The organism is Streptomyces sp. SA15, from assembly GCF_002291145.1.
GTDB lineage: Bacteria > Actinomycetota > Actinomycetes > Streptomycetales > Streptomycetaceae > Streptomyces.
In genome coordinates this window covers 166,394-185,398 of record NZ_NTGE01000211.1, presented here as the reverse complement: position 1 = coordinate 185,398, position 19,005 = coordinate 166,394, and the positions used below count along the sequence as shown (strand labels likewise).

Sequence of the window (19,005 nt, the reverse complement as noted above, 5' to 3'; positions counted from 1 at the left end):
GCCCGCGCACGCCGGGGCGCATGCCCGTGCCGACGCGCCGAAGCGCAGCAACAGCAACCCCGATACGCCACCACACGCCGACGCACCCCCTCGCGCCGAGGCGCACGCGACCCTGCCCGGAAGCCCTTTCGCGCCCGGCGCCGCCCGCGCACTCCTGCGCGCCACGCTCGCCGAGTGGGCCGAACGCGGCCTGCCCGGCGCCGAGCACCTCACCGACCGCCTGGCCGACGACGCCCTGCTCGTGGTCAGCGAACTCGTCACCAACGCCATCGTGCACGCGGGCACCGACGTCGAGCTGGACTGCCGGCTGGAGCCGGAGACCGGAGCCCTCGTCGTCGAGGTCCTGGACCACCACCCCTCCCGCGCCCCGCGCGACGGCCCGGCCGAACCGCCGTACGACACCCCGGAGTTCGGGCGCGGCCTGCGGCTCGTCGCCGCGCTCGCCGAGTCCTGGGGCATCACCTACCGCACCGGCGCCAAGACCGTGTGGGCGCGGCTGCCCGCCGAGGGCAAGGAGGCCGCCGACGGGATCCAGGCGTACGCCGGGGAGCGCGCCCTCGAGCGCGGGCTGCGCGTCGCCGGGATACTCGCCCCCGAGCCTCCCCCACTGTCGACCGCGCCCGAGCGGGGGTACCCGCATCGCGCCGAGCGCGACCGGGACTGGCTCGGCCGCGGCGCCCTGTCCTTCCTCGCCGAGGCCTCCGACCTGCTCGCCGGGCAGCTCGACGAGAACCTGGTGGCCGCCCTCGCCGGACAGCTGATCGTGCCCCGGCTGGCCGACTGGTGCGCGGTGTGGCTGGAGGACGAGGTCACCGGCCGCGGTGGCTGGGCCGCCGACGGGGCCGGCGGTACCGGGCCGCGGCTCGCCCGGGTGTGGCACAGCAGCGAGAACCGCATCGAGGAGCTGCGCCGGGCCCTGGAGAAGGAGCCGCCGCACCCGTCCGACGCGTTCCGGTCCGGACCCGCCCGCTTCCCCTGGCCCGGCGAGGCGCTGGGCCCGCACGGCACGCACGGCTGCGCGCTCGCCTACCGGCTGACGGCCGGCGGCCGCCCGCTCGGCACCCTGGTCATCGGACGGTCCGGGCCCGACCGGTTCCCCGACGAGATCACCGGGCTCGTGGAGGACCTCAGCCGCCGGGTCGCGCTCGCCATCAGCGCCGCCCGCCAGTACGCGCGGCAGGCCACCATCAGCGCCGTACTGCAGCGCGGTCTGCTGCCCGGCGCGGTCGCCGAGATCCCCGGGATGCGCAGCGCCCTGGTCTACGAGCCGTGCGACAAGGGCGGGCCCAGCGGCGACTTCTACGACCTCTTCCCGGCCGGCGACGGCCGCTGGTGCTTCGCCGTGGGCGACGTCCAGGGCAAGGGACCCGAGGCCGCCGTAGTGATCGGCCTCGCGCGGCCCTGGCTGCGGCTGCTGGCCCGCGAGGGTTACCGCGTCGCCGACGTCCTCGACCGCCTCAACCAGCTGCTCCTCGACGACGCGACGGAGGCCGCGGACGCCGCCGCCCGCGCGCTGGCGTCCGCGGGCGGCCGGCCGACGGGCCCCGGGGACGGCCCGCAGACCCGCTTCCTCTCTCTCCTCTACGGCGAGCTGGTCCCCTTCGACGGCGGCGTGCGGTGCACCCTCGCCTCCGCCGGACATCCTCTGCCGCTGCTCCTCGGGGCGGGCGGCGAGGTCTGTACGGCCGCGCAGCCGCAGACCCTCCTCGGGGTCATCGAGGACGCGACGTACACCAGCGAGACCTTCGAGCTGCGGTCCGGCGACAGCCTGCTGTGCGTGACGGACGGGGTGACCGAGCGACGCAGCGGATCCCGCCAGTTCGACGACGAGGACGGGCTCGCGGCGGCGCTGGAGGGGTGCGCGGGGCTGGACGCGGAGCTGATCGCGGAGCGCATCAAGCGACTGGTGCACGAGTTCGGGGTACGGCCGCCGGAGGACGACCTGGCGCTGCTGGTCCTGCAGGCGGAGTAACCATGGTGGGTGCTGGACAATGAAGGCATGCCTTCCGCACTCCCCGACGGCGAGCCCGTCCCCGACGACGGCGCCCTCCCCGCGTCCGCGCTCGCCGGGGCCGCCGACCGCCCGCTCGGCTTCTACCTGCACGTCCCGTACTGCGCGACCCGCTGCGGCTACTGCGACTTCAACACCTACACGGCGACCGAGCTGCGCGGCACGGGCGGCGTCCTCGCCTCCCGCGACAACTACGCGGACACCCTGATCGACGAGATCCGCCTGGCCCGCAAGGTCCTCGGCGACGACCCGCGCCCGGTGCGCACGGTGTTCGTGGGCGGCGGTACGCCCACGCTGCTGGCCGCGGGCGATCTCGTACGGATGCTGGGGGCGATCCGCGACGAGTTCGGGCTGGCGGCGGACGCGGAGGTCACGACAGAGGCGAACCCGGAGTCGGTGGATCCGGCGTATCTGGCGGTTCTCCGGCAGGGCGGCTTCAACCGGATCTCCTTCGGGATGCAGAGCGCGAAGCAGCACGTGCTGAAGGTCCTGGACCGCACGCACACGCCGGGGCGTCCGGAGGCGTGCGTGGCGGAGGCGCGGGCGGCTGGCTTCGAGCACGTGAACCTGGACCTGATCTACGGCACGCCGGGGGAGTCGGACGACGACTGGCGGGCGTCGCTGGAGGCGGCGCTGGGCGCCGGTCCGGACCACGTCTCGGCGTACGCGCTGATCGTCGAGGAGGGTACGCAGCTGGCGCGGCGGATCCGGCGGGGCGAGGTCCCCATGACGGACGACGACGTGCACGCGGACCGGTACCTGATCGCGGAGTCGGCTCTGTCGGCGGCGGGCTTCGAGTGGTACGAGGTGTCGAACTGGGCGACGTCGGAATCCGGCCGCTGCCTGCACAACGAGCTGTACTGGCGGGGCGCCGACTGGTGGGGCGCGGGGCCGGGAGCGCACAGCCATGTGGGCGGGGTGCGGTGGTGGAACGTGAAGCATCCGGGGGCGTACGCGGCGGCGCTGGCGGCGGGGCGGTCGCCGGGGGCGGGGCGGGAGCTGCTGTCTGAGGAGGACCGCAGGGTGGAGCGGATTCTGCTGGAGCTGCGGCTTCGGGAGGGGGTGCCGTTGGAGTTGCTGCGGGAGGAAGGCCTCCGGGCTTCCCGCCGGGCCCTGTCCGACGGACTCCTCCAGGAAGGGCCGTACGGGGAAGGGCGCGCGGTACTCACGCTTCGGGGGCGGTTGCTGGCGGATGCGGTGGTCAGGGACCTCGTGGATTGATCACTCGGGCGGGTGATTCGGTGCGGAACGCCGGTTCGGCGGGGCTCAGATTCCTAGGGTGCCGCTGTGAACGATCGCGGAATGATCAAGTTTTTCGAGGAGCTCGAGCCTCCCGAGGGCGTCAGGGCCGAGCTGCTGTGCGGCGAGATCGTACTGTCGCCCAGTCCGGATCTGGTGCACAACGGGAACGTCATGGAGGCAGTGGACCAGATTCCGAGGAAGCGCTGGTCCCGGCTTCAGACCTTGTGCGTCGACATGCTCGACGGTGTCAGCGCGCCCGTGCCCGACCTTGTGGTGATCGAGCGTGGCGCTGCACCGGATCACGGGGCGCTGATGCCGTCCGCAACCATCACTGCGTTGGTGGAGGTCGTCTCCAACACCAGTGTCGACCGCAACTACGGCGTGAAGCGCTCGATCTACGCGGCGGCAAAGGTGCCCGCCTATCTGATCATCGACCCCATCATGGCCCAGTGCGTGCTATTCGCTGAGCCGACCGGCGACGGCGAGGACGCGGAGTACCAGTTGCAGCGGAAAACCAAGTTCGGTGCTCTCATGCCGCTGGAAGCCCTCGGCGTCGAGCTGGACACCACAGTTTTCGACACCTACAAGAACGTCAAGCCTCACCGCTGGCCGTAACGAAGTCGATCAACTCCTCCACCCGCCCCAACAACTCCGGCTCCAGATCCTTGTAAGACCCCACCCGCCCCAGAATCCCCTGCCACACCGCCCCGGTGTTTTCCGGCCACCCCAGCGCCCGGCACACCCCCGTCTTCCAGTCCTGCCCGCGCGGCACCCGGGGCCACCCCGGAATCCCCAGGGACGACGGCTTCACCGCCTCCCAGATGTCGATGTACGGGTGGCCCACCACCAGCGCGTGCTCGCTCGTCACCGCCTCCGCGATCCGCCACTCCTTCGTGCCCGGCACCAAGTGGTCCACCAGGACGCCCAACCGCGCATCCGGACCCGGTGCGAAATCGGCCACGATTGACGGCAGGTCGTCCACGCCCTCCAGGTACTCCACGACCACGCCCTCGATGCGCAGGTCGTCGCCCCACACCTTCTCGACCAGTTCGGCGTCGTGCCGGCCCTCGACGTAGATGCGCCCGGCGCGGGCCACGCGCGCGCGTGCGCCGGGGAGGGCGACCGAACCGGAGGCCGTACGGGTGGGACGTACCGGAGCCGCCGACGACGGCCGGACGAGCGTCACCACCCGGCCCTCCAGCAGGAACCCCCGAGGCTCCAGGGGGAACACCCGGTGCTTGCCGAAGCGGTCCTCCAGGGTGACCGTGCCCGCCTCGCAGCGGATCACCGCGCCGCAGAAGCCGGTGCCGGGCTCCTCCACCACCAGGCCGGGCTCCGCCGCGACCTCGGGGACGGGCTTCGGCTTCTTCCAGGGAGGAGTCAGATCGGCGGAGTACTGGCGCATTCGGGTGACGATAGGAGAAGCGGTCGGCGCGTGCTCACGACACGCCGAAACGCGTCGCCAACGCGTCCCGCTGCGCCCGTACGAACGCCGCGTCCACCACTGCTCCGTGACCGGGCACGTACAGCGCGTCCTCGCCGCCCAGGTCCAGCAGCCGGTCCAGCGCGGCAGGCCAGTGCGACGGTACGGCGTCGGGGCCCGCCTGCGGTTCGCCGGACTCCTCGACCAGGTCGCCGCAGAAGACGACCTCCGGGGCGCCCGGTACCAGGACCGCGAGGTCGTGGGCCGTGTGGCCCGGGCCGACGTTCGCCAGCAGGACCTGGCGGCCGCCGCCCAGGTCGAGGGTCCACTCGCCGGAGACGTGATGGCGGGGTGGCGTGAGTGACTCCATCGCCTCGTCCGCCGAGTCGGCCTCCAGGCCGTTGCGTACCGCGTCCGCGCGCAGCCCCTCGCGCGCGTGCCGGGCGGTGAACACCGTGTCGATGCCCACCGCGCCGAACACCTCCGCCCCCGCGAACGCCGCCGCCCCGAAGACGTGATCGAAATGGGGGTGCGTGAGCGCGAGATGAGTCACACGGTGACCGGTGAACGCCTCCGCCTGAGCCCGCAGCCGCGCGCCCTCCCCGAGGCTCGACCCCGCATCGATCAGCAAGGCCGTGCCCTGCCCGACGACCAGCCCCACCGTGCAGTCCCAGCCGGGAAGCCGGCACCGGCCCACCCCGGCCGCCAACCGCTCCCACCCGAGCTCTTCCCAAGTCACCGTCATACCGCGACGCTAGCCAAGACAGCACGTCCAGGCACGGCCACGCAGGACCGCCCTTGCCCGGGGCGTACCCCACGGCCGTACACTGGGCCGGGGAACGTTGGCACTCGGCTGTGAAGAGTGCCAGGCCAGGCGCCGAGGGGACGACTTCTGGAGGTGTGCGCGATGCTGAGTGAACGACGGCTTCAGGTGCTGCGCGCCATCGTCCAGGACTATGTCGGCACCGAGGAGCCCGTCGGGTCCAAGGCACTCACCGAGCGGCACAACCTCGGCGTGTCCCCGGCGACCGTGCGCAACGACATGGCCGCCCTGGAGGACGAGGGGTACATCGCCCAGCCGCACACCAGCGCCGGGCGGATCCCCACGGACAAGGGCTACCGGCTCTTCGTCGACAAGCTGGCAGGCGTCAAGCCGATGAGCCCGCCCGAGCGGCGTGCGATCCAGAACTTCCTCGACGGTGCCGTCGATCTCGACGATGTGGTGGCGCGGACCGTACGGCTGCTCGCGCAGCTCACACGGCAGGTCGCCGTCGTGCAGTACCCGTCGCTCACGCGGTCGACGGTGCGGCACGTCGAGCTGCTGTCGCTCGCCCCCGCGCGCGTGATGCTCGTGCTGATCACGGACACGGGGCGGGTCGAGCAGCGGATGATCGACTGCCCGGCGCCGTTCGGCGAGGCCTCCCTGGCCGATCTGCGGGCCCGGCTCAACAGCCGGGTCGCGGGGCGGCGCTTCACCGATGTGCCGAGGCTCGTCGAGGACCTTCCCGAAGGCTTCGACATAGAGGACCGCGGCACGGTCTCGACCGTCCTCTCCACCCTGCTGGAGACGCTGGTCGAGGAGAACGAGGAGCGGCTGATGATCGGCGGCACCGCCAATCTGACCCGCTTCGGACATGACTTTCCCCTCACCATCCGGCCCGTCCTGGAGGCCCTGGAGGAGCAGGTCGTGCTCCTCAAACTCCTTGGCGAGGCGGGGGATTCGGGCATGACCGTACGCATCGGTCACGAGAACGCCTACGAGGGACTCAACTCCACGTCCGTGGTGTCGGTCGGCTACGGTTCGGGCAACGAGGCAGTCGCCAAGCTCGGCGTGGTCGGACCGACCCGCATGGATTACCCGGGAACGATGGGAGCGGTACGCGCAGTGGCACGGTACGTCGGACAGATCCTGGCGGAGTCGTAAGTGGCCACGGACTATTACGCCGTTCTCGGCGTGCGTCGCGACGCGTCGCAGGAAGAGATCAAGAAGGCCTTCCGGCGGCTCGCGCGCGAGCTGCACCCGGACGTCAACCCCGATCCGAAGACCCAGGAGCGGTTCAAGGAGATCAACGCCGCTTACGAGGTGCTGTCGGACCCGCAGAAGAAGCAGGTCTACGACCTCGGCGGCGACCCGCTCTCGCAGGCGGCCGGCGCGGGCGCGGGCGGCTTCGGGGCCGGTGGCTTCGGGAACTTCTCCGACATCATGGACGCCTTCTTCGGTACGGCGTCCCAGCGGGGTCCGCGTTCGCGCACCCGGCGCGGCCAGGACGCGATGATCCGGCTGGAGGTCGAGCTCGACGAGGCGGCCTTCGGTACGACGAAGGACATCCAGGTCGACACGGCGATCGTCTGCACCACCTGTAGTGGTGAGGGCGCGGCGCCGGGGACCTCCGCGCAGACCTGCGACATGTGCCGCGGCCGCGGTGAGGTGTCGCAGGTGACGCGGTCCTTCCTGGGCCAGGTCATGACCTCGCGTCCGTGCCCGCAGTGCCAGGGCTTCGGCACGGTCGTCCCGACGCCGTGCCCCGAGTGCGCGGGCGACGGGCGCGTACGGTCCCGCCGTACGCTCACGGTCAAGATCCCCGCCGGTGTCGACAACGGCACCCGCATCCAGCTCGCGGGCGAGGGCGAGGTCGGACCCGGCGGCGGTCCCGCCGGTGACCTGTACGTCGAGATCCACGAGCTGCCGCACTCGCAGTTCCAGCGGCGCGGCGACGATCTGCACTGCACGGTCACGCTCCCGATGACCGCGGCGTCCCTCGGTACCAAGGTTCCGCTGGAGACGCTGGACGGCCTGGAGGAGGTCGACATCCGGCCCGGAACCCAGTCCGGCCAGTCGATCCCGCTGCACGGGCGGGGCGTCACGCATCTGCGCGGCGGTGGGCGGGGCGACCTGATCGTCCACGTCGAGGTCCAGACCCCGACCAAGCTCGACCCCGAGCAGGAGCGGTTGCTGCGCGAGCTGGCCAAGCTGCGGGGCGAGGAGCGGCCGCAGGGGCAGTTCCAGCCGGGGCAGCAGGGGTTGTTCTCGCGGTTGAAGGATGCGTTCAACGGGCGCTGACGGGGTGGCTGCGGGCGGCTGCCCGCGGCGGAGCCGCTGATGGATGCAGCGCCCCCGCCGCCCCTTCCCGTCCCGTCCCCAGGGGCTCCGCCCCTTCGACCCCGCCAGGGGGCTCCGCCCCCTGGACCCCCGGGCCTATGCCCGCCCACCACTCGACTCGGTCGGCCAAGAAGTGACCCTCGCAAACGCCTGACGGGCTAGTTGCAGCTGGCCTATGCCAAAGGGAAGGTTCGATTCGGACTTGTTCGGAGGACGTGACAACATGCCGTCATGTCCTCCGCACTGACCGATCTCTTCCCCTATCCGATCGTGCAGGCCCCCATGGCGGGCGGCGTCTCCGTGCCGACGCTCGCCGCGGCCGTGTGCGAGGCCGGCGGGCTGGGGTTCCTCGCCGCCGGGTACAAGACGGCCGACGGGCTGTACCAGGAGATCAAGCAGTTGCGGAGCCTCACGGCCCGCCCCTTCGGCGTGAACCTCTTCCTCCCGCAGCCCGAGTACGCCGACCCCGCCGCCGTGGACGTCTACGCCCACCAGCTGGCCGGCGAGGCCGCCTGGTACGACACCGAGCTCGGCGACCCCGAAAGCGGCCGCGACGACGGCTACGAGGCCAAGCTCGCCGTCCTGCTCGACAACCCGGTACCGGTGGTCTCCTTCCACTTCGGCGCGCCGAGCCCTGACGTACTGGACTCACTGCGTCGGGCCGGCACCTTCACCCTGGTCACCGCGACCACCGCCGAGGAGGCCTTCGCCGTCGAGCGGGCGGGCGCCGACGCGGTGATCGCGCAGGGCGTGGAGGCCGGCGGCCACCAGGGCACCCACCGTGACATCCCGGAGAACGACGGCTCCGGCATCGGACTCCTCTCCCTGATCGCCCAGGTCCGGGAGACCGTGCGCATCCCGATCGTCGCCGCCGGCGGCATCATGCGCGGCAGCCAGATCGCCGCCGCCCTCGCCGCGGGCGCGAGCGCGGCGCAGCTCGGCACGGCATTCCTCGCCACGCCCGAGTCCGGCGCGAACACCGTGCACAAGCAGGCGCTGACCAACCCCCTGTACGTCCGTACGGAGCTGACCCGCGCCTTCTCCGGCCGCCCGGCCCGCGGCCTGGTCAACCGGTTCCTGCGCGAGCACGGCCCGTACGCGCCCGCCGCCTACCCCGAGATCCACCACCTCACCTCACCGCTGCGCAAGGCGGCCGCCAAGGCGGGCGACGCGCAGGGCATGGCGCTGTGGGCGGGACAGGGGCACCGTATGGCCCGCGAACTGCCGGCGGGGCAGCTGGTGGAGGTGCTGGCCGGTGAACTCGCCGACGCCAGGACGGCGTTGTCGATGTTTCACCAGGCGGGGGGCGTCTGATGACCGCGCCGGTGTTCGTCGTCGAGCACTTCCGTGCGGGCGGAGCCGGGCAGTACGTGCTCGACGGCCCCGAGGGACGGCACGCCGTCTCCGTGAAGCGGCTGCGGCCGGGGGAGACAGTCGTCCTCACCGACGGCGCCGGACGCTGGGCCGAGTGCGAGGTGATCGGCGCCGAGGGCAAGGACCGGCTGATCGTCCACATGACCGGCGTGTCCGAGGAACCCCCTCAGTCGCCCCGCATCACCGTCGTCCAGGCTCTCCCCAAGGGCGACCGCGGCGAGCTGGCCGTCGAGACGATGACCGAGACCGGCGTCGACGCGATCGTGCCGTGGGCCGCCGCTCGCTGCATCACCCAGTGGAAGGGCGAACGCGGCCAGAAGGCCCTCGCCAAGTGGCGCGCCACGGCCCGCGAGGCCGGCAAGCAGTCCCGTCGGGTCCGCTTCCCGGAGATCGCGGACGCGGCGACGGCCAAAGAGGTTGCCGCACTTCTCGCCAAAGCCGACTTCGCCGCCGTACTCCACGAGAGCGGCGAAGAACCCCTGGCCACCGCCGAACTGCCCGACCGCGGCGAGATCGTGCTCGTCGTCGGTCCCGAAGGCGGCGTCTCCCCCGAGGAGCTGGCGCTCTTCGAGGAGGCCGGCGCGAAGGCCTACCGGCTGGGGCCCACCGTGCTGCGTACGTCGACCGCCGGGACCGCGGCGACCGCCCTGCTCCTCGGCCGCTCGGGCCGCTGGTCCTGATGTCGGGAGAACGGCGCGTGGGGTGACCGTATGCGCCCTACCGCGGCGGGCGCGGCGGTGGCAGGCTGCCGTGCATGGGGGCGTTGAGGCGGATCTGGCGTCGGCCGCGTGGGCGGCGCGTGGCGGTCGCGGTGGCTTTCGCGGGGCTCACGGTGGGGGGAGCGGTCGCCTGTGACCCGGCCGGGCTGAACTCCGCGACTGTGGCGTACACGACCGACCAGACCGTGACGGACGAGCTGGAGCGGCAGAAGGCCGACGTGCGCTGGCTCACCTGCACGGCCTCGTACGGGGACGGCGCCTCGACGCCGACCGCGACCGAGAACGCCGTCGCCGAGGTCGACTGCGAGGGTCAGACGGACGACGGCAAGGACATCACCGTCACCGGCAAGGTGACCCGTGCGGTCAGCGGCGCGTGTGTCCGCGGGGACCTCACCGCCAAGATCGACGGCAAGCAGTGGTTCCACGTGGAGGGGCTGGGGAACTGCGACGCGAAGACCACCCCGCCCGTCAACAACCCGGGGCAGCCCGGGCCGACCGTCACGGTGACCGTCACCAAGACCGTCTACTGCCAGAAGGCACCCGAGTGCTGGCCCGAGGGCAAGTGATCCAAACCCCTGTCCCAGGTCGCCGGGCGTGCATAGGGTGATCGGGTGACACAGCCAGCAACGACGGGGTCTTCTTCGTATCTCCGGTTTCCGCACCTGCGAGGCGAGTTGGTCGCCTTCACCGCCGAGGACGACGTGTGGCTCGCGCCCCTGGACGGCGGGCGGGCCTGGCGGGTCAGTGCCGACAACGTGCCGGTGACCCACCCCCGCATCTCGCCCGACGGCACCACCGTCGCCTGGACCTCCACCCGCGACGGCGCGCCCGAGGTGCACATCGCCCCGGTCGACGGCGGCCCCGCCAAGCGCCTGACGCACTGGGGCAGCAACCGCACCCAGGTGCGCGACTGGACGCCGGACGGACAGGTCCTCGCCATCAGCACCTACGGCCAGGCGAGCCTGCGCCGCAGCTGGGCGCACGCCGTCCCGCTCGACGGCGGACCGTCCACGATCCTGCCGTACGGCCCCGTCGGCCATGTCGCCCACGGCCCGGCGGCCGTCCTGCTGTCGGCGCCCATGGGCCGGGAAGCCGCCTGGTGGAAGCGGTACCGGGGCGGTACGGCGGGCAAGCTGTGGATCGACCGCGAGGGCGACGGCGAGTTCGTACGGCTGCACGCAGAGCTGGACGGAAACCTCGAGTACCCCTTGTGGGCGGGGGAGCGGATCGCCTTCCTGTCCGACCACGAGGGCGTCGGCGCGCTGTACTCCTCCCTCGCGGACGGGTCCGATCTACGACGGCACACCCCCCTCGACGGCTTCTACGCCCGGCACGCCGCCGGTGACGGCACCCGGGTCGTCTACGCCAGCGCCGGTGAACTGTGGATCCTGGACGACCTCGACGGCGCCGAACCCCGTCGGCTCGACATCCGGCTCGGCGGGCAGCACACCGACCGGCAGCCGTTCCAGGCGAACGCCTCCCGCTGGTTCGGGTCCGCCGCCCCCGACCACACCGCGCGCGGCAGCGCGGTCGCCGTGCGCGGTGCCGTCCACTGGGTCACCCACCGCTCCGGACCGGCCCGCGCGCTCGCCGCCGAACCCGGCGTACGGGCCCGGCTCCCGCGCACCTTCCGCGTGGAGCGCGAGGAGTGGGTGGTGTGGGTGACGGACGCGGAGGGCGACGACGCCCTGGAGTTCGCGCCCGCCACCGGCCTCGCCCCCGGCGCCACCCCGCGCCGCCTCGCCTCCGGACAGCTCGGCCGCGTCCTCGGACTCGCCATGGCGCCCGACGGCAGCCGGGCCGCCGTTGCCGCGCACGACGGACGCGTGCTGCTCGTCGAACGCGAGACAGGCGAGGTCCGCGAGGTCGACCGCAGCGAAGAGGGAGACGTCACGGGGCTGGTCTTCTCGCCCGACTCCGCCTGGCTCGCCTGGTCGCACCCCGGCCCGCGCCCGCTGCGCCAACTGCGGCTCGCCAACACCACCGACCTGTCGGTCACCGAGGCGACCCCGCTGCGCTTCCAGGACTACGCGCCGGCGTTCACCCTCGACGGCAAGCACCTCGCCTTCCTCTCCAACCGCTCCTTCGACCCGGTCTACGACGAGCACGTCTTCGACCTGGCCTTCGTCGTCGGCGACCGCCCGCACCTGATCACGCTGGCCGCGACCACGCCCTCGCCGTTCGGCCCGCAGCGGCACGGCCGCCCCTTCGAGGCACCGGACAAGGACGAGACACCCGACAGCGAGGGCACCCCGGCCACCCGTATCGACCTCGAAGGCCTCGCCGACCGGATCGTGCCGTTCCCGGTCGAGGCGGCCCGCTACTCCAACCTGCGCGCGGCGAAGGACGGCGTGCTGTGGCTGCGGCATCCCGTGCGGGGTGTCCTCGGCTCCTCCCGGGCCACCCCGGACGACCCGGACCCGCAGACCGAGCTGGAGCGCTACGACCTCGCCCAGCAGCGCATCGAGCATCTCGCCGCCGACGCCGACCACTTCCAGGTCAGCGGCGACGGCAAACGGGTCCTGCTCTGGACCGACGGCCGCCTCAAGGTCGTGCCCAGCGACCGGCGCGCCTCGAACGACGACGACAGCGACACGAACATCACCGTCGACCTCAGCAGGGTCCGGCAGACCGTCGACCCGGCGGCCGAGTGGCGGCAGATGTACGAGGAGACCGGCCGCGTCATGCGGGACCACTTCTGGCGGCCGGACATGAACGGCGTCGACTGGACCGGCGTCCTCGACCGCTACCGCCCCGTCCTGGACCGCGTCGCCACCCACGACGACCTCGTCGATCTCCTCTGGGAGGTCCAGGGCGAGCTCGGCACCTCGCACGCCTACGTCGTCCCGCGCGGCGGACACGGCGGCGGACCCCGGCAGGGACTGCTCGGTGCGGACATCTCCCGCCACGAGGACGGCCCCCAGGGATCGGCACAGTGGCGCATCGACCGCATCCTGCCGACCGAGACCTCCGACCCGGACGCCCGCTCCCCGCTCGCCGCACCCGGCGTCGCGGTGCACGCCGGGGACGCGATCGTCGCGGTGAACGGCGTGCCGGTCGACCCGGTGACCGGCCCCGGCCCCCTCCTCGTCGGTACGGCGGGCAAGCCGGTCGAGCTCACCATCTCGCCGGCCGGCGGGGGCGAGGTACGGCACGCGGTCGTCGTGCCGACCGCCGACGAGGAGCCGCTGCGGTACCACGCCTGGGTCGAGGACCGGCGGGCCTACGTCCACGAGAAGTCCGGCGGACGGCTGGGCTACCTGCACGTGCCGGACATGCAGGCGCCCGGCTGGGCCCAGATCCACCGTGACCTGCGCGTCGAGGTGGCCCGCGAGGGCCTGGTCGTGGACGTCCGCGAGAACCGCGGCGGGCACACCTCCCAGCTCATCGTCGAGAAGCTGGCCCGCCGGATCGTCGGTTGGGCGGTGCCGCGCGGGATGCGGCCGTACAGCTATCCGGGCGACGCGCCCCGCGGGCCCGTCGTCGCCGTCGCCAACGAGTTCTCCGGCTCCGACGGGGACATCGTCAACGCGGCGATCAAGGCGCTGGGGATCGGGCCGGTGGTCGGTACGCGGACGTGGGGCGGGGTGATCGGGATCGACAGCCGGTACCGGTTGGTCGACGGGACGCTGATCACGCAGCCGAAGTACGCGTTCTGGCTGGAGGGTTATGAGTGGGGGGTGGAGAACCACGGGGTGGATCCGGATGTCGAGGTGGTGCAGCGGCCTCAGGACTACGGGGCCGGGCGGGATCCGCAGCTGGACGAGGCGGTGCGGATAGCGCTGGCGGCGTTGGAGGAGACGCCTGCCAAGGTGCCGCCTGCTTTGCCGTAACCCGGCGAGGGGGCTGGGCAGGGGTGGGTCGCGCAGCCCGGCGCTTGCGGGGTGCCGCTCTCTGTGGGTCGGGAGCCGCCCCAGCGGCACGACTGCCCGCAGCTGGGGCGACTACGATGCCCCCGTACTCGATCAACCCTCCGGAGGAGTCCGTATGGCAGGGGAACCCCAGGACGACTGCCTGTTCTGCAAGATCGTCGCGGGACAGATCCCGGCGACCATCGTCCGCGAGACCGAGACGACCGTAGCCTTCCGGGACATAAACCCCCAGGCACCCACCCACATCCTGGTCATCCCCAAGGCGCACTACGAGAACGCCGCCGCCCTCGCCACCGGCGCCCCGGAACTCGCCGCCGACGTCCTGCGAGAGACCCAGGCCGTCGCCGACGACGACAAGTTGGAGAGCTACCGCACCATCTTCAACACCGGCAGCGGCGCCGGCCAGACCGTCTGGCACGCCCACGCGCACGTCCTCGGCGGCCGCGGCATGCAGTGGCCCCCCGGGTGACCCGAAGGACGTAAGCCACCGTGTCCGTACGTGAACTGGTCGTCCTCGGCACCGCCAGCCAGGTCCCGACCCGGCACCGCAACCACAACGGCTACCTGCTGCGCTGGGACGGCGAGGGCATCCTGTTCGACCCCGGCGAGGGCACGCAGCGGCAGATGCTGCGCGCCGGGGTCGCCGCCCACGACCTGAACCGGATCTGCGTCACGCACTTCCACGGCGACCACTCCCTGGGCCTCGCGGGCGTCATCCAGCGCATCAACCTCGACAAGGTCCCGCACGAGGTCACCGCCCACTACCCGCGCTCCGGGCAACGCTTCTTCAACCGGCTGCGGTACGCCACCGCCTACCGCGAGACGGTCGAGTTGGTCGAGGCACCGGTGGCGTCGGACGGGGTGATCGCCGAGACCGGCGGCTACACCCTGGAGGCCCGCAAGCTGTCCCACCCCGTCGAGTCCTACGGCTACCGCCTCATCGAGCCCGACGGCCGCCGCATGCTGCCCGACCGCCTCGCCGCGCACGGCATCAAGGGCCCGGACGTCGGCCGTCTCCAGCGCGAGGGCGTACTCAACGGCGTCTCCCTCCAGGACGTCAGCGAGACGCGCCTCGGCCAGCGGTTCGCCTTCGTCATGGACACCCGGCTGTGCGACGGCGTGCACGCGCTGGCCGAGGGCTGCGACATGCTGGTCATCGAGTCGACGTTCCTCGACGAGGACGTGGCACTGGCCGTGGAGCACGGTCACTTGACGGCCGCTCAGGCGGCCCGCGTCGCCCGGGACGCCGGCGTACGGCACCTCGTGCTCACCCACTTCAGCCAGCGCTACTTGGAGCCGGACGAGTTCGAGCGACAGGCGCGGGCCGCCGGGTTCCAGGGCGAGCTGACCATCGCGCACGATCTGCTGAGGGTGCCGGTCCCGAAGCGTCGGTGAAACCGCCGTACGATGCTTCGATGCCCCTCCCCAAAGCAGAACTGCACCTCCATATCGAAGGCACGCTGGAGCCGGAGCTGGCCTTCGAACTGGCCGCCCGCAACGGCGTCGAGCTGCCGTACGCCGACACCGACGAGCTGCGCAAGGCGTACCAGTTCGAGGACCTCCAGTCCTTCCTGAACCTGTACTACGAGCTCATGGCCGTCCTGCGCACCGAGCGGGACTTCGAGGACCTCGCGAACGCCTACCTCGCCCGCGCCGCCGCGCAGGGCGTCCGGCACGCGGAGATCTTCTTCGACCCGCAGGCCCACATCGCGCGGGGCGTCGGCATGGGCACGGTCGTGGAAGGACTGTGGCGGGCGCTGGGGAACAGCGAGGCCGCGCACGGCGTCTCCACCCAGCTGATCATGTGCTTCCTGCGCGACGAGTCCGCCGCCTCGGCCATGGAGACCCTTCAGGCGGCCCGGCCGTACCTCGACCGGATCGTCGGCGTCGGCCTCGACTCGGCCGAGGTCGGGCATCCGCCGGTGAAGTTCCGCGAGGTGTACGAGGCCGCCGCCGCCCTGGGCCTGCGGCGCGTGGCGCACGCCGGTGAGGAGGGGCCGCCGGAGTACATCACCGAGGCGCTGGACGTGCTCGGTGTCGAGCGGATCGACCACGGGCTGCGGTGCATGGAGGACGAGGCGCTGGTCGCCCGCCTGGTCCGGGACCGAGTCCCGCTGACCCTGTGCCCCCTCTCCAACGTCCGGCTCCGCACGGTCGACGTCCTCGCCGACCACCCGTTGCCGGCCATGCTCGACGCCGGGCTGCTGTGCACGGTGAACTCCGACGATCCGGCCTACTTCGGCGGGTACGCCGGGGACAACTTCGACGCGGTGCGGCAGGCGCTGGGCCTGGACGAGGACGGGTTGCGTGAACTGGCCCGCAACTCCTTCGTCGCGTCCTTCCTGGAGCATGACGAGGAGCGGCGGGGGAGGTACCTCGCCGAGGTGGAGGCGTACGAGTTCGGGTAGCCCGTCGCGCTGCGCGGCACGCCCAGCGGACGGGGCCACGTTCGCCTATCTAATCTCAATCTTCATACATGGATGACGTCTACATGGGGAGATGACACCTGGCCGACCTGAAGCGGCTGCTGACCACCGGACTCGACCTCGTAGGAGCCGCACTGTGAACCTCGCCATTACGGACGTACGGCTGACCCCGATCCTGGTCGCCGACCCGCCGCTGCTGAACACGCAGGGCGTGCACCAGCCGTACACGCCCCGGCTGATCGTGGAGGTCGTGACGGCGGAGGGGATCACGGGGGTCGGGGAGACGTACGGGGACACGAAGTACCTGGAGCTGGCCCGGCCGTTCGCGGAGAAGCTCAAGGGACGCCAAGTCAGTGATCTGAACGGCCTGTTCCTGATCGCCGACGAAGTCTCCGTGGACGACTCCCGCGTCTTGGGCCAGGTCGACGTCGGCGGACTGCGCGGCGTCCAGACCGCCGACAAGCTGCGGCTGTCCGTCGTCTCCGCCTTCGAGGTCGCCTGCCTCGACGCCCTCGGCACGGCGCTCGGCCTGCCCGTGCACGCGCTGCTCGGCGGCAAGGTGCGGGACGCGGTCGAGTACAGCGCGTACCTGTTCTACAAGTGGGCCGACCACCCTGAGGGCGTGACGGCGGAGAAGGACGACTGGGGTGCCGCCGTCGACCCGGCCGGGGTCGTCGAACAGGCGCGGAAGTTCAAGGAGCGGTACGGCTTCACCTCCTTCAAGCTCAAGGGCGGTGTCTTCCCGCCGGAGGAGGAGATCGCGGCCGTACGGGCGCTGGCCGAGGCGTTTCCCGGGCATCCGCTGCGGTTGGACCCCAACGGCGCCTGGAGTGTGGAGACTTCCCTGAAGGTGGCGAAGGAGCTCGGGGACGTCCTCGAATACCTGGAGGACCCGGCGCTCGGCACGCCCGCCATGGCCGAAGTGGCCGCCGGCACCGACGTGCCGCTCGCCACCAACATGTGCGTGACGACCTTCGCCGAGATCAAGGAGGCGTTCACCCGCGATGCCGTCCAGGTGGTGCTCTCCGACCACCACTACTGGGGCGGGCTGCGCAACACCCAGCAACTGGCCGCCATCTGCCGCACCTTCGGCGTCGGGGTGTCCATGCACTCCAACACCCACCTGGGGATCAGCCTGGCCGCGATGACCCACGTCGCGTCCACCGTCCCCAACCTCCACCACGCCTGCGACTCCCACTACCCCTGGCAGTCGGAGGACGTCCTCACCGAGCGGCTGACCTTCGACGACGGCAAGGTCACCGTCTCCGACGCGCCCGGCCTAGGCGTCGAACTCGACCGCGACAAGCTGGAGTTCCTGCACCGGCGGTGGCTCGACGACGACGGTTCGCTGCGCGAGCGCGACGACGCGGCGGCGATGCGGGTCGCCGACCCGGAGTGGGTCACGCCGTCGGTCCCTCGCTGGTAGCGGGGCGGCTCCGGGAGCTGCCGGGACCCCCGCCCGGGCCCTGCGGCGACCTCACGCGAGGTGCGGTTCGGTAATGAGCGCGGCACTGTTGTCAGTGGTGTGGTGCAGACTGACCTGATCGGCACCACGTCATGGGAGCGCACCGTGATCGCGTCCACCGCATCCCTCGGAGAGGACCACCGCAACCGGCCCCAGGTCGACCCGCTGGCCGCCCTGCGCAGGCCGGACGATCCGCCCTGGGACGTGTATCTCACGGGCACGGTCTTCCTGGACATCATCTTCACCGGGCTCGACTCCGCCCCGGTGCGCGGGACCGAGTCCTGGGCGCGCGGGATGGGGTCGAGCCCCGGCGGCGTGGCCAACATGGCGACCGCGCTGGCGAGGCTCGGCCTGAGAACCTCGCTGGCGGCCGCGTTCGGCGACGACCACTACGGCGACTACTGCTGGGACGCGCTGGAGACCGGCGAGGGCATCGATCTCGCCCCGTCCCGCACGGTCCCCGGCTGGCACTCCCCGGTCACCGTCTCCATGGCGTACGAGGGCGAGCGCACGATGGTCTCGCACGGCCACGAGCCGCCCCCGGAGGAGCCCGCGCCCGACTGCCCCCCACGCGCGCGTGCCGCCATCGCCTCCCTCACGCCCGGCACCAGCGCCCCCTGGATCGCCCAGGCCGCGAGCAAGGGCGCCCGGGTCTTCGCCGACGTCGGCTGGGACGACACCGGGGCGTGGGACCTGGCGAGTCTGGCCGACCTCGCCCACTGCGAGGCGTTCCTGCCGAACGCGGAGGAGGCGATGCGCTACACGGGCGCGACCTGCCCGCGCGCCGCCGCACACGCGCTCACCGAGCACGTACCGCTCGCGGTGGTCACCCTCGGCGCGGAGGGCGCGTACGCGGTGGACCGGCAGACCGGCGAGGCCGCCTCGGTACCGGCCATCGCCGTAGAGGCCCTCGACCCGACCGGCGCGGGGGACGTCTTCGTGGCGGGCTTCGTCACCGGCACGCTGGCCGGCTGGCCGCTGGCCGACCGCCTGGCCTTCGCGGGCCTGACGGCCGCGCTCTCCGTCCAGGAGTTCGGGGGGTCACTGTCGGCGCCGGGTTGGTCCGAGATCGGCGCGTGGTGGCGCAAGGTCCAGTCCCTGGACCAGCAGGATCCGGCGGCCCTCAGGCGGTACGCGTTCCTGGCGGGACTGGTACCGCAGGAGGAGGCGGCGCGGCCGTGGCCGCTCAGGCGGGCGGTGCCGACGATCGGGTTCCGCAGGTCGGCCTGAGGAGGCCGTGAGAAGTCCGGCGTGAGGAGGCCATGAAAAGGCCTACGGCGTTGTCAGTCCCCCGGCGTACTCTGGAAATCACCAAGCCCCCAGTGGCGGGGGAGTCGATCGAGGAGGACGAGCAAGGCCTACAGAGCCGGCCC

16 protein-coding genes are annotated in these 19,005 nt (G+C 72.2%); 14 read left to right on the top strand and 2 right to left on the bottom strand.

All coding sequences use genetic code 11. The features are described 5' to 3' along the window. From CLM62_RS45610 to CLM62_RS45600, 3 genes are all read left to right on the top strand, one after another. On the top strand, nt 1-1,972 hold a 1,972-nt coding region (locus CLM62_RS45610; protein ID WP_373559248.1), incomplete at its 5' end, for a SpoIIE family protein phosphatase. 27 nt (nt 1,973-1,999) lie between these two features. Then, the gene (gene hemW, locus CLM62_RS45605) at nt 2,000-3,232 is read left to right on the top strand and encodes a radical SAM family heme chaperone HemW (RefSeq protein WP_095755787.1); all 1,233 of its coding nucleotides are present in this window, start codon (nt 2,000-2,002) and stop codon (nt 3,230-3,232) included. Nucleotides 3,233-3,313: 81 nt separating this feature from the next. Further along, a complete protein-coding gene (locus CLM62_RS45600; RefSeq protein ID WP_095755786.1) occupies nt 3,314-3,868 on the top strand; it encodes a Uma2 family endonuclease in 555 nt (184 codons plus the stop codon). Here the strand turns inward: CLM62_RS45600 and CLM62_RS45595 are convergent. Together CLM62_RS45595 and CLM62_RS45590 are read right to left on the bottom strand one after the other, a co-directional pair. Continuing rightward, nucleotides 3,846-4,658 carry a DUF3097 domain-containing protein gene (locus tag CLM62_RS45595; RefSeq protein WP_095755785.1) on the bottom strand — a complete coding sequence of 271 codons (813 nt, stop codon included), beginning with the start codon at nt 4,656-4,658 and terminating at the stop codon, nt 3,846-3,848. The two genes, CLM62_RS45600 and CLM62_RS45595, sit on opposite strands and share 23 nt — an antisense overlap. 34 nt (nt 4,659-4,692) lie before the next feature. After that, entirely contained in the window at nt 4,693-5,421 is a 729-nt protein-coding gene (locus CLM62_RS45590) for an MBL fold metallo-hydrolase (RefSeq protein ID WP_095755784.1), read from the bottom strand. A 162-nt stretch (nt 5,422-5,583) separates the two neighbouring features. Here CLM62_RS45590 and hrcA point away from each other — a divergent pair, with 162 nt between their 5' ends. The 11 genes from hrcA (at nt 5,584) to CLM62_RS45535 (ending at nt 18,862) form a co-directional block, all read left to right on the top strand. Beyond that, nucleotides 5,584-6,600, top strand: a complete 1,017-nt coding sequence (gene hrcA, locus CLM62_RS45585) for a heat-inducible transcriptional repressor HrcA (RefSeq protein ID WP_095755783.1) — start codon at nt 5,584-5,586, stop codon at nt 6,598-6,600. Further along, nucleotides 6,601-7,737 carry a molecular chaperone DnaJ gene (gene dnaJ, locus CLM62_RS45580; RefSeq protein WP_095755782.1) on the top strand — a complete coding sequence of 379 codons (1,137 nt, stop codon included), beginning with the start codon at nt 6,601-6,603 and terminating at the stop codon, nt 7,735-7,737. It begins immediately after the preceding gene. 270 nt (nt 7,738-8,007) lie between these two features. Continuing rightward, entirely contained in the window at nt 8,008-9,090 is a 1,083-nt protein-coding gene (locus CLM62_RS45575) for a nitronate monooxygenase (RefSeq protein ID WP_095755781.1), read from the top strand. Next, nucleotides 9,090-9,830, top strand: coding sequence for a 16S rRNA (uracil(1498)-N(3))-methyltransferase (locus tag CLM62_RS45570; RefSeq protein WP_095755780.1), 741 nt, complete (start codon nt 9,090-9,092; stop codon nt 9,828-9,830). Before CLM62_RS45575 ends, CLM62_RS45570 begins: the two co-directional genes overlap by 1 nt. Nucleotides 9,831-9,904: 74 nt before the next feature. Continuing rightward, nucleotides 9,905-10,435, top strand: a complete 531-nt coding sequence (locus tag CLM62_RS45565) for a hypothetical protein (protein ID WP_095755779.1) — start codon at nt 9,905-9,907, stop codon at nt 10,433-10,435. Nucleotides 10,436-10,480: 45 nt separating this feature from the next. Next, nucleotides 10,481-13,702, top strand: a complete 3,222-nt coding sequence (locus CLM62_RS45560) for a S41 family peptidase (RefSeq protein WP_095755778.1) — start codon at nt 10,481-10,483, stop codon at nt 13,700-13,702. A 154-nt stretch (nt 13,703-13,856) separates the two neighbouring features. After that, nucleotides 13,857-14,210 (top strand): histidine triad nucleotide-binding protein, encoded by a 354-nt coding sequence (locus tag CLM62_RS45555; RefSeq protein ID WP_095755777.1) that lies wholly within the window; start codon nt 13,857-13,859, stop codon nt 14,208-14,210. 20 nt (nt 14,211-14,230) lie between these two features. Beyond that, nucleotides 14,231-15,136 (top strand): ribonuclease Z, encoded by a 906-nt coding sequence (locus CLM62_RS45550; protein WP_095755776.1) that lies wholly within the window; start codon nt 14,231-14,233, stop codon nt 15,134-15,136. Between the two features lie 20 nt (nt 15,137-15,156). Further along, on the top strand, nt 15,157-16,149 hold the full coding sequence (locus CLM62_RS45545) for an adenosine deaminase (RefSeq protein ID WP_095755775.1): 993 nt from the start codon (nt 15,157-15,159) through the stop codon (nt 16,147-16,149). A gap of 91 nt (nt 16,150-16,240) precedes the next feature. Beyond that, a complete protein-coding gene (locus tag CLM62_RS45540) occupies nt 16,241-17,593 on the top strand; it encodes a glucarate dehydratase family protein (protein WP_373559247.1) in 1,353 nt (450 codons plus the stop codon). A gap of 144 nt (nt 17,594-17,737) precedes the next feature. After that, a complete protein-coding gene (locus CLM62_RS45535; protein WP_095755801.1) occupies nt 17,738-18,862 on the top strand; it encodes a carbohydrate kinase family protein in 1,125 nt (374 codons plus the stop codon). Nucleotides 18,863-19,005 lie beyond the last annotated feature (143 nt).

Bases quoted from the DNA above. Each gene is read 5' to 3' on its own strand.
- hemW (WP_095755787.1), top strand. From the start codon at position 2,000: ATGCCTTCCGCACTCCCCGACGGCGAGCCCGTCCCCGACGACGGCGCC.
- CLM62_RS45600 (WP_095755786.1), top strand. From the start codon at position 3,314: ATGATCAAGTTTTTCGAGGAGCTCGAGCCTCCCGAGGGCGTCAGGGCC.
- CLM62_RS45595 (WP_095755785.1), bottom strand. From the start codon at position 4,658: ATGCGCCAGTACTCCGCCGATCTGACTCCTCCCTGGAAGAAGCCGAAG.
- CLM62_RS45590 (WP_095755784.1), bottom strand. From the start codon at position 5,421: ATGACGGTGACTTGGGAAGAGCTCGGGTGGGAGCGGTTGGCGGCCGGG.
- hrcA (WP_095755783.1), top strand. From the start codon at position 5,584: ATGCTGAGTGAACGACGGCTTCAGGTGCTGCGCGCCATCGTCCAGGAC.
- CLM62_RS45575 (WP_095755781.1), top strand. From the start codon at position 8,008: ATGTCCTCCGCACTGACCGATCTCTTCCCCTATCCGATCGTGCAGGCC.
- CLM62_RS45570 (WP_095755780.1), top strand. From the start codon at position 9,090: ATGACCGCGCCGGTGTTCGTCGTCGAGCACTTCCGTGCGGGCGGAGCC.
- CLM62_RS45565 (WP_095755779.1), top strand. From the start codon at position 9,905: ATGGGGGCGTTGAGGCGGATCTGGCGTCGGCCGCGTGGGCGGCGCGTG.
- CLM62_RS45555 (WP_095755777.1), top strand. From the start codon at position 13,857: ATGGCAGGGGAACCCCAGGACGACTGCCTGTTCTGCAAGATCGTCGCG.
- CLM62_RS45545 (WP_095755775.1), top strand. From the start codon at position 15,157: ATGCCCCTCCCCAAAGCAGAACTGCACCTCCATATCGAAGGCACGCTG.
- CLM62_RS45540 (WP_373559247.1), top strand. From the start codon at position 16,241: ATGACACCTGGCCGACCTGAAGCGGCTGCTGACCACCGGACTCGACCT.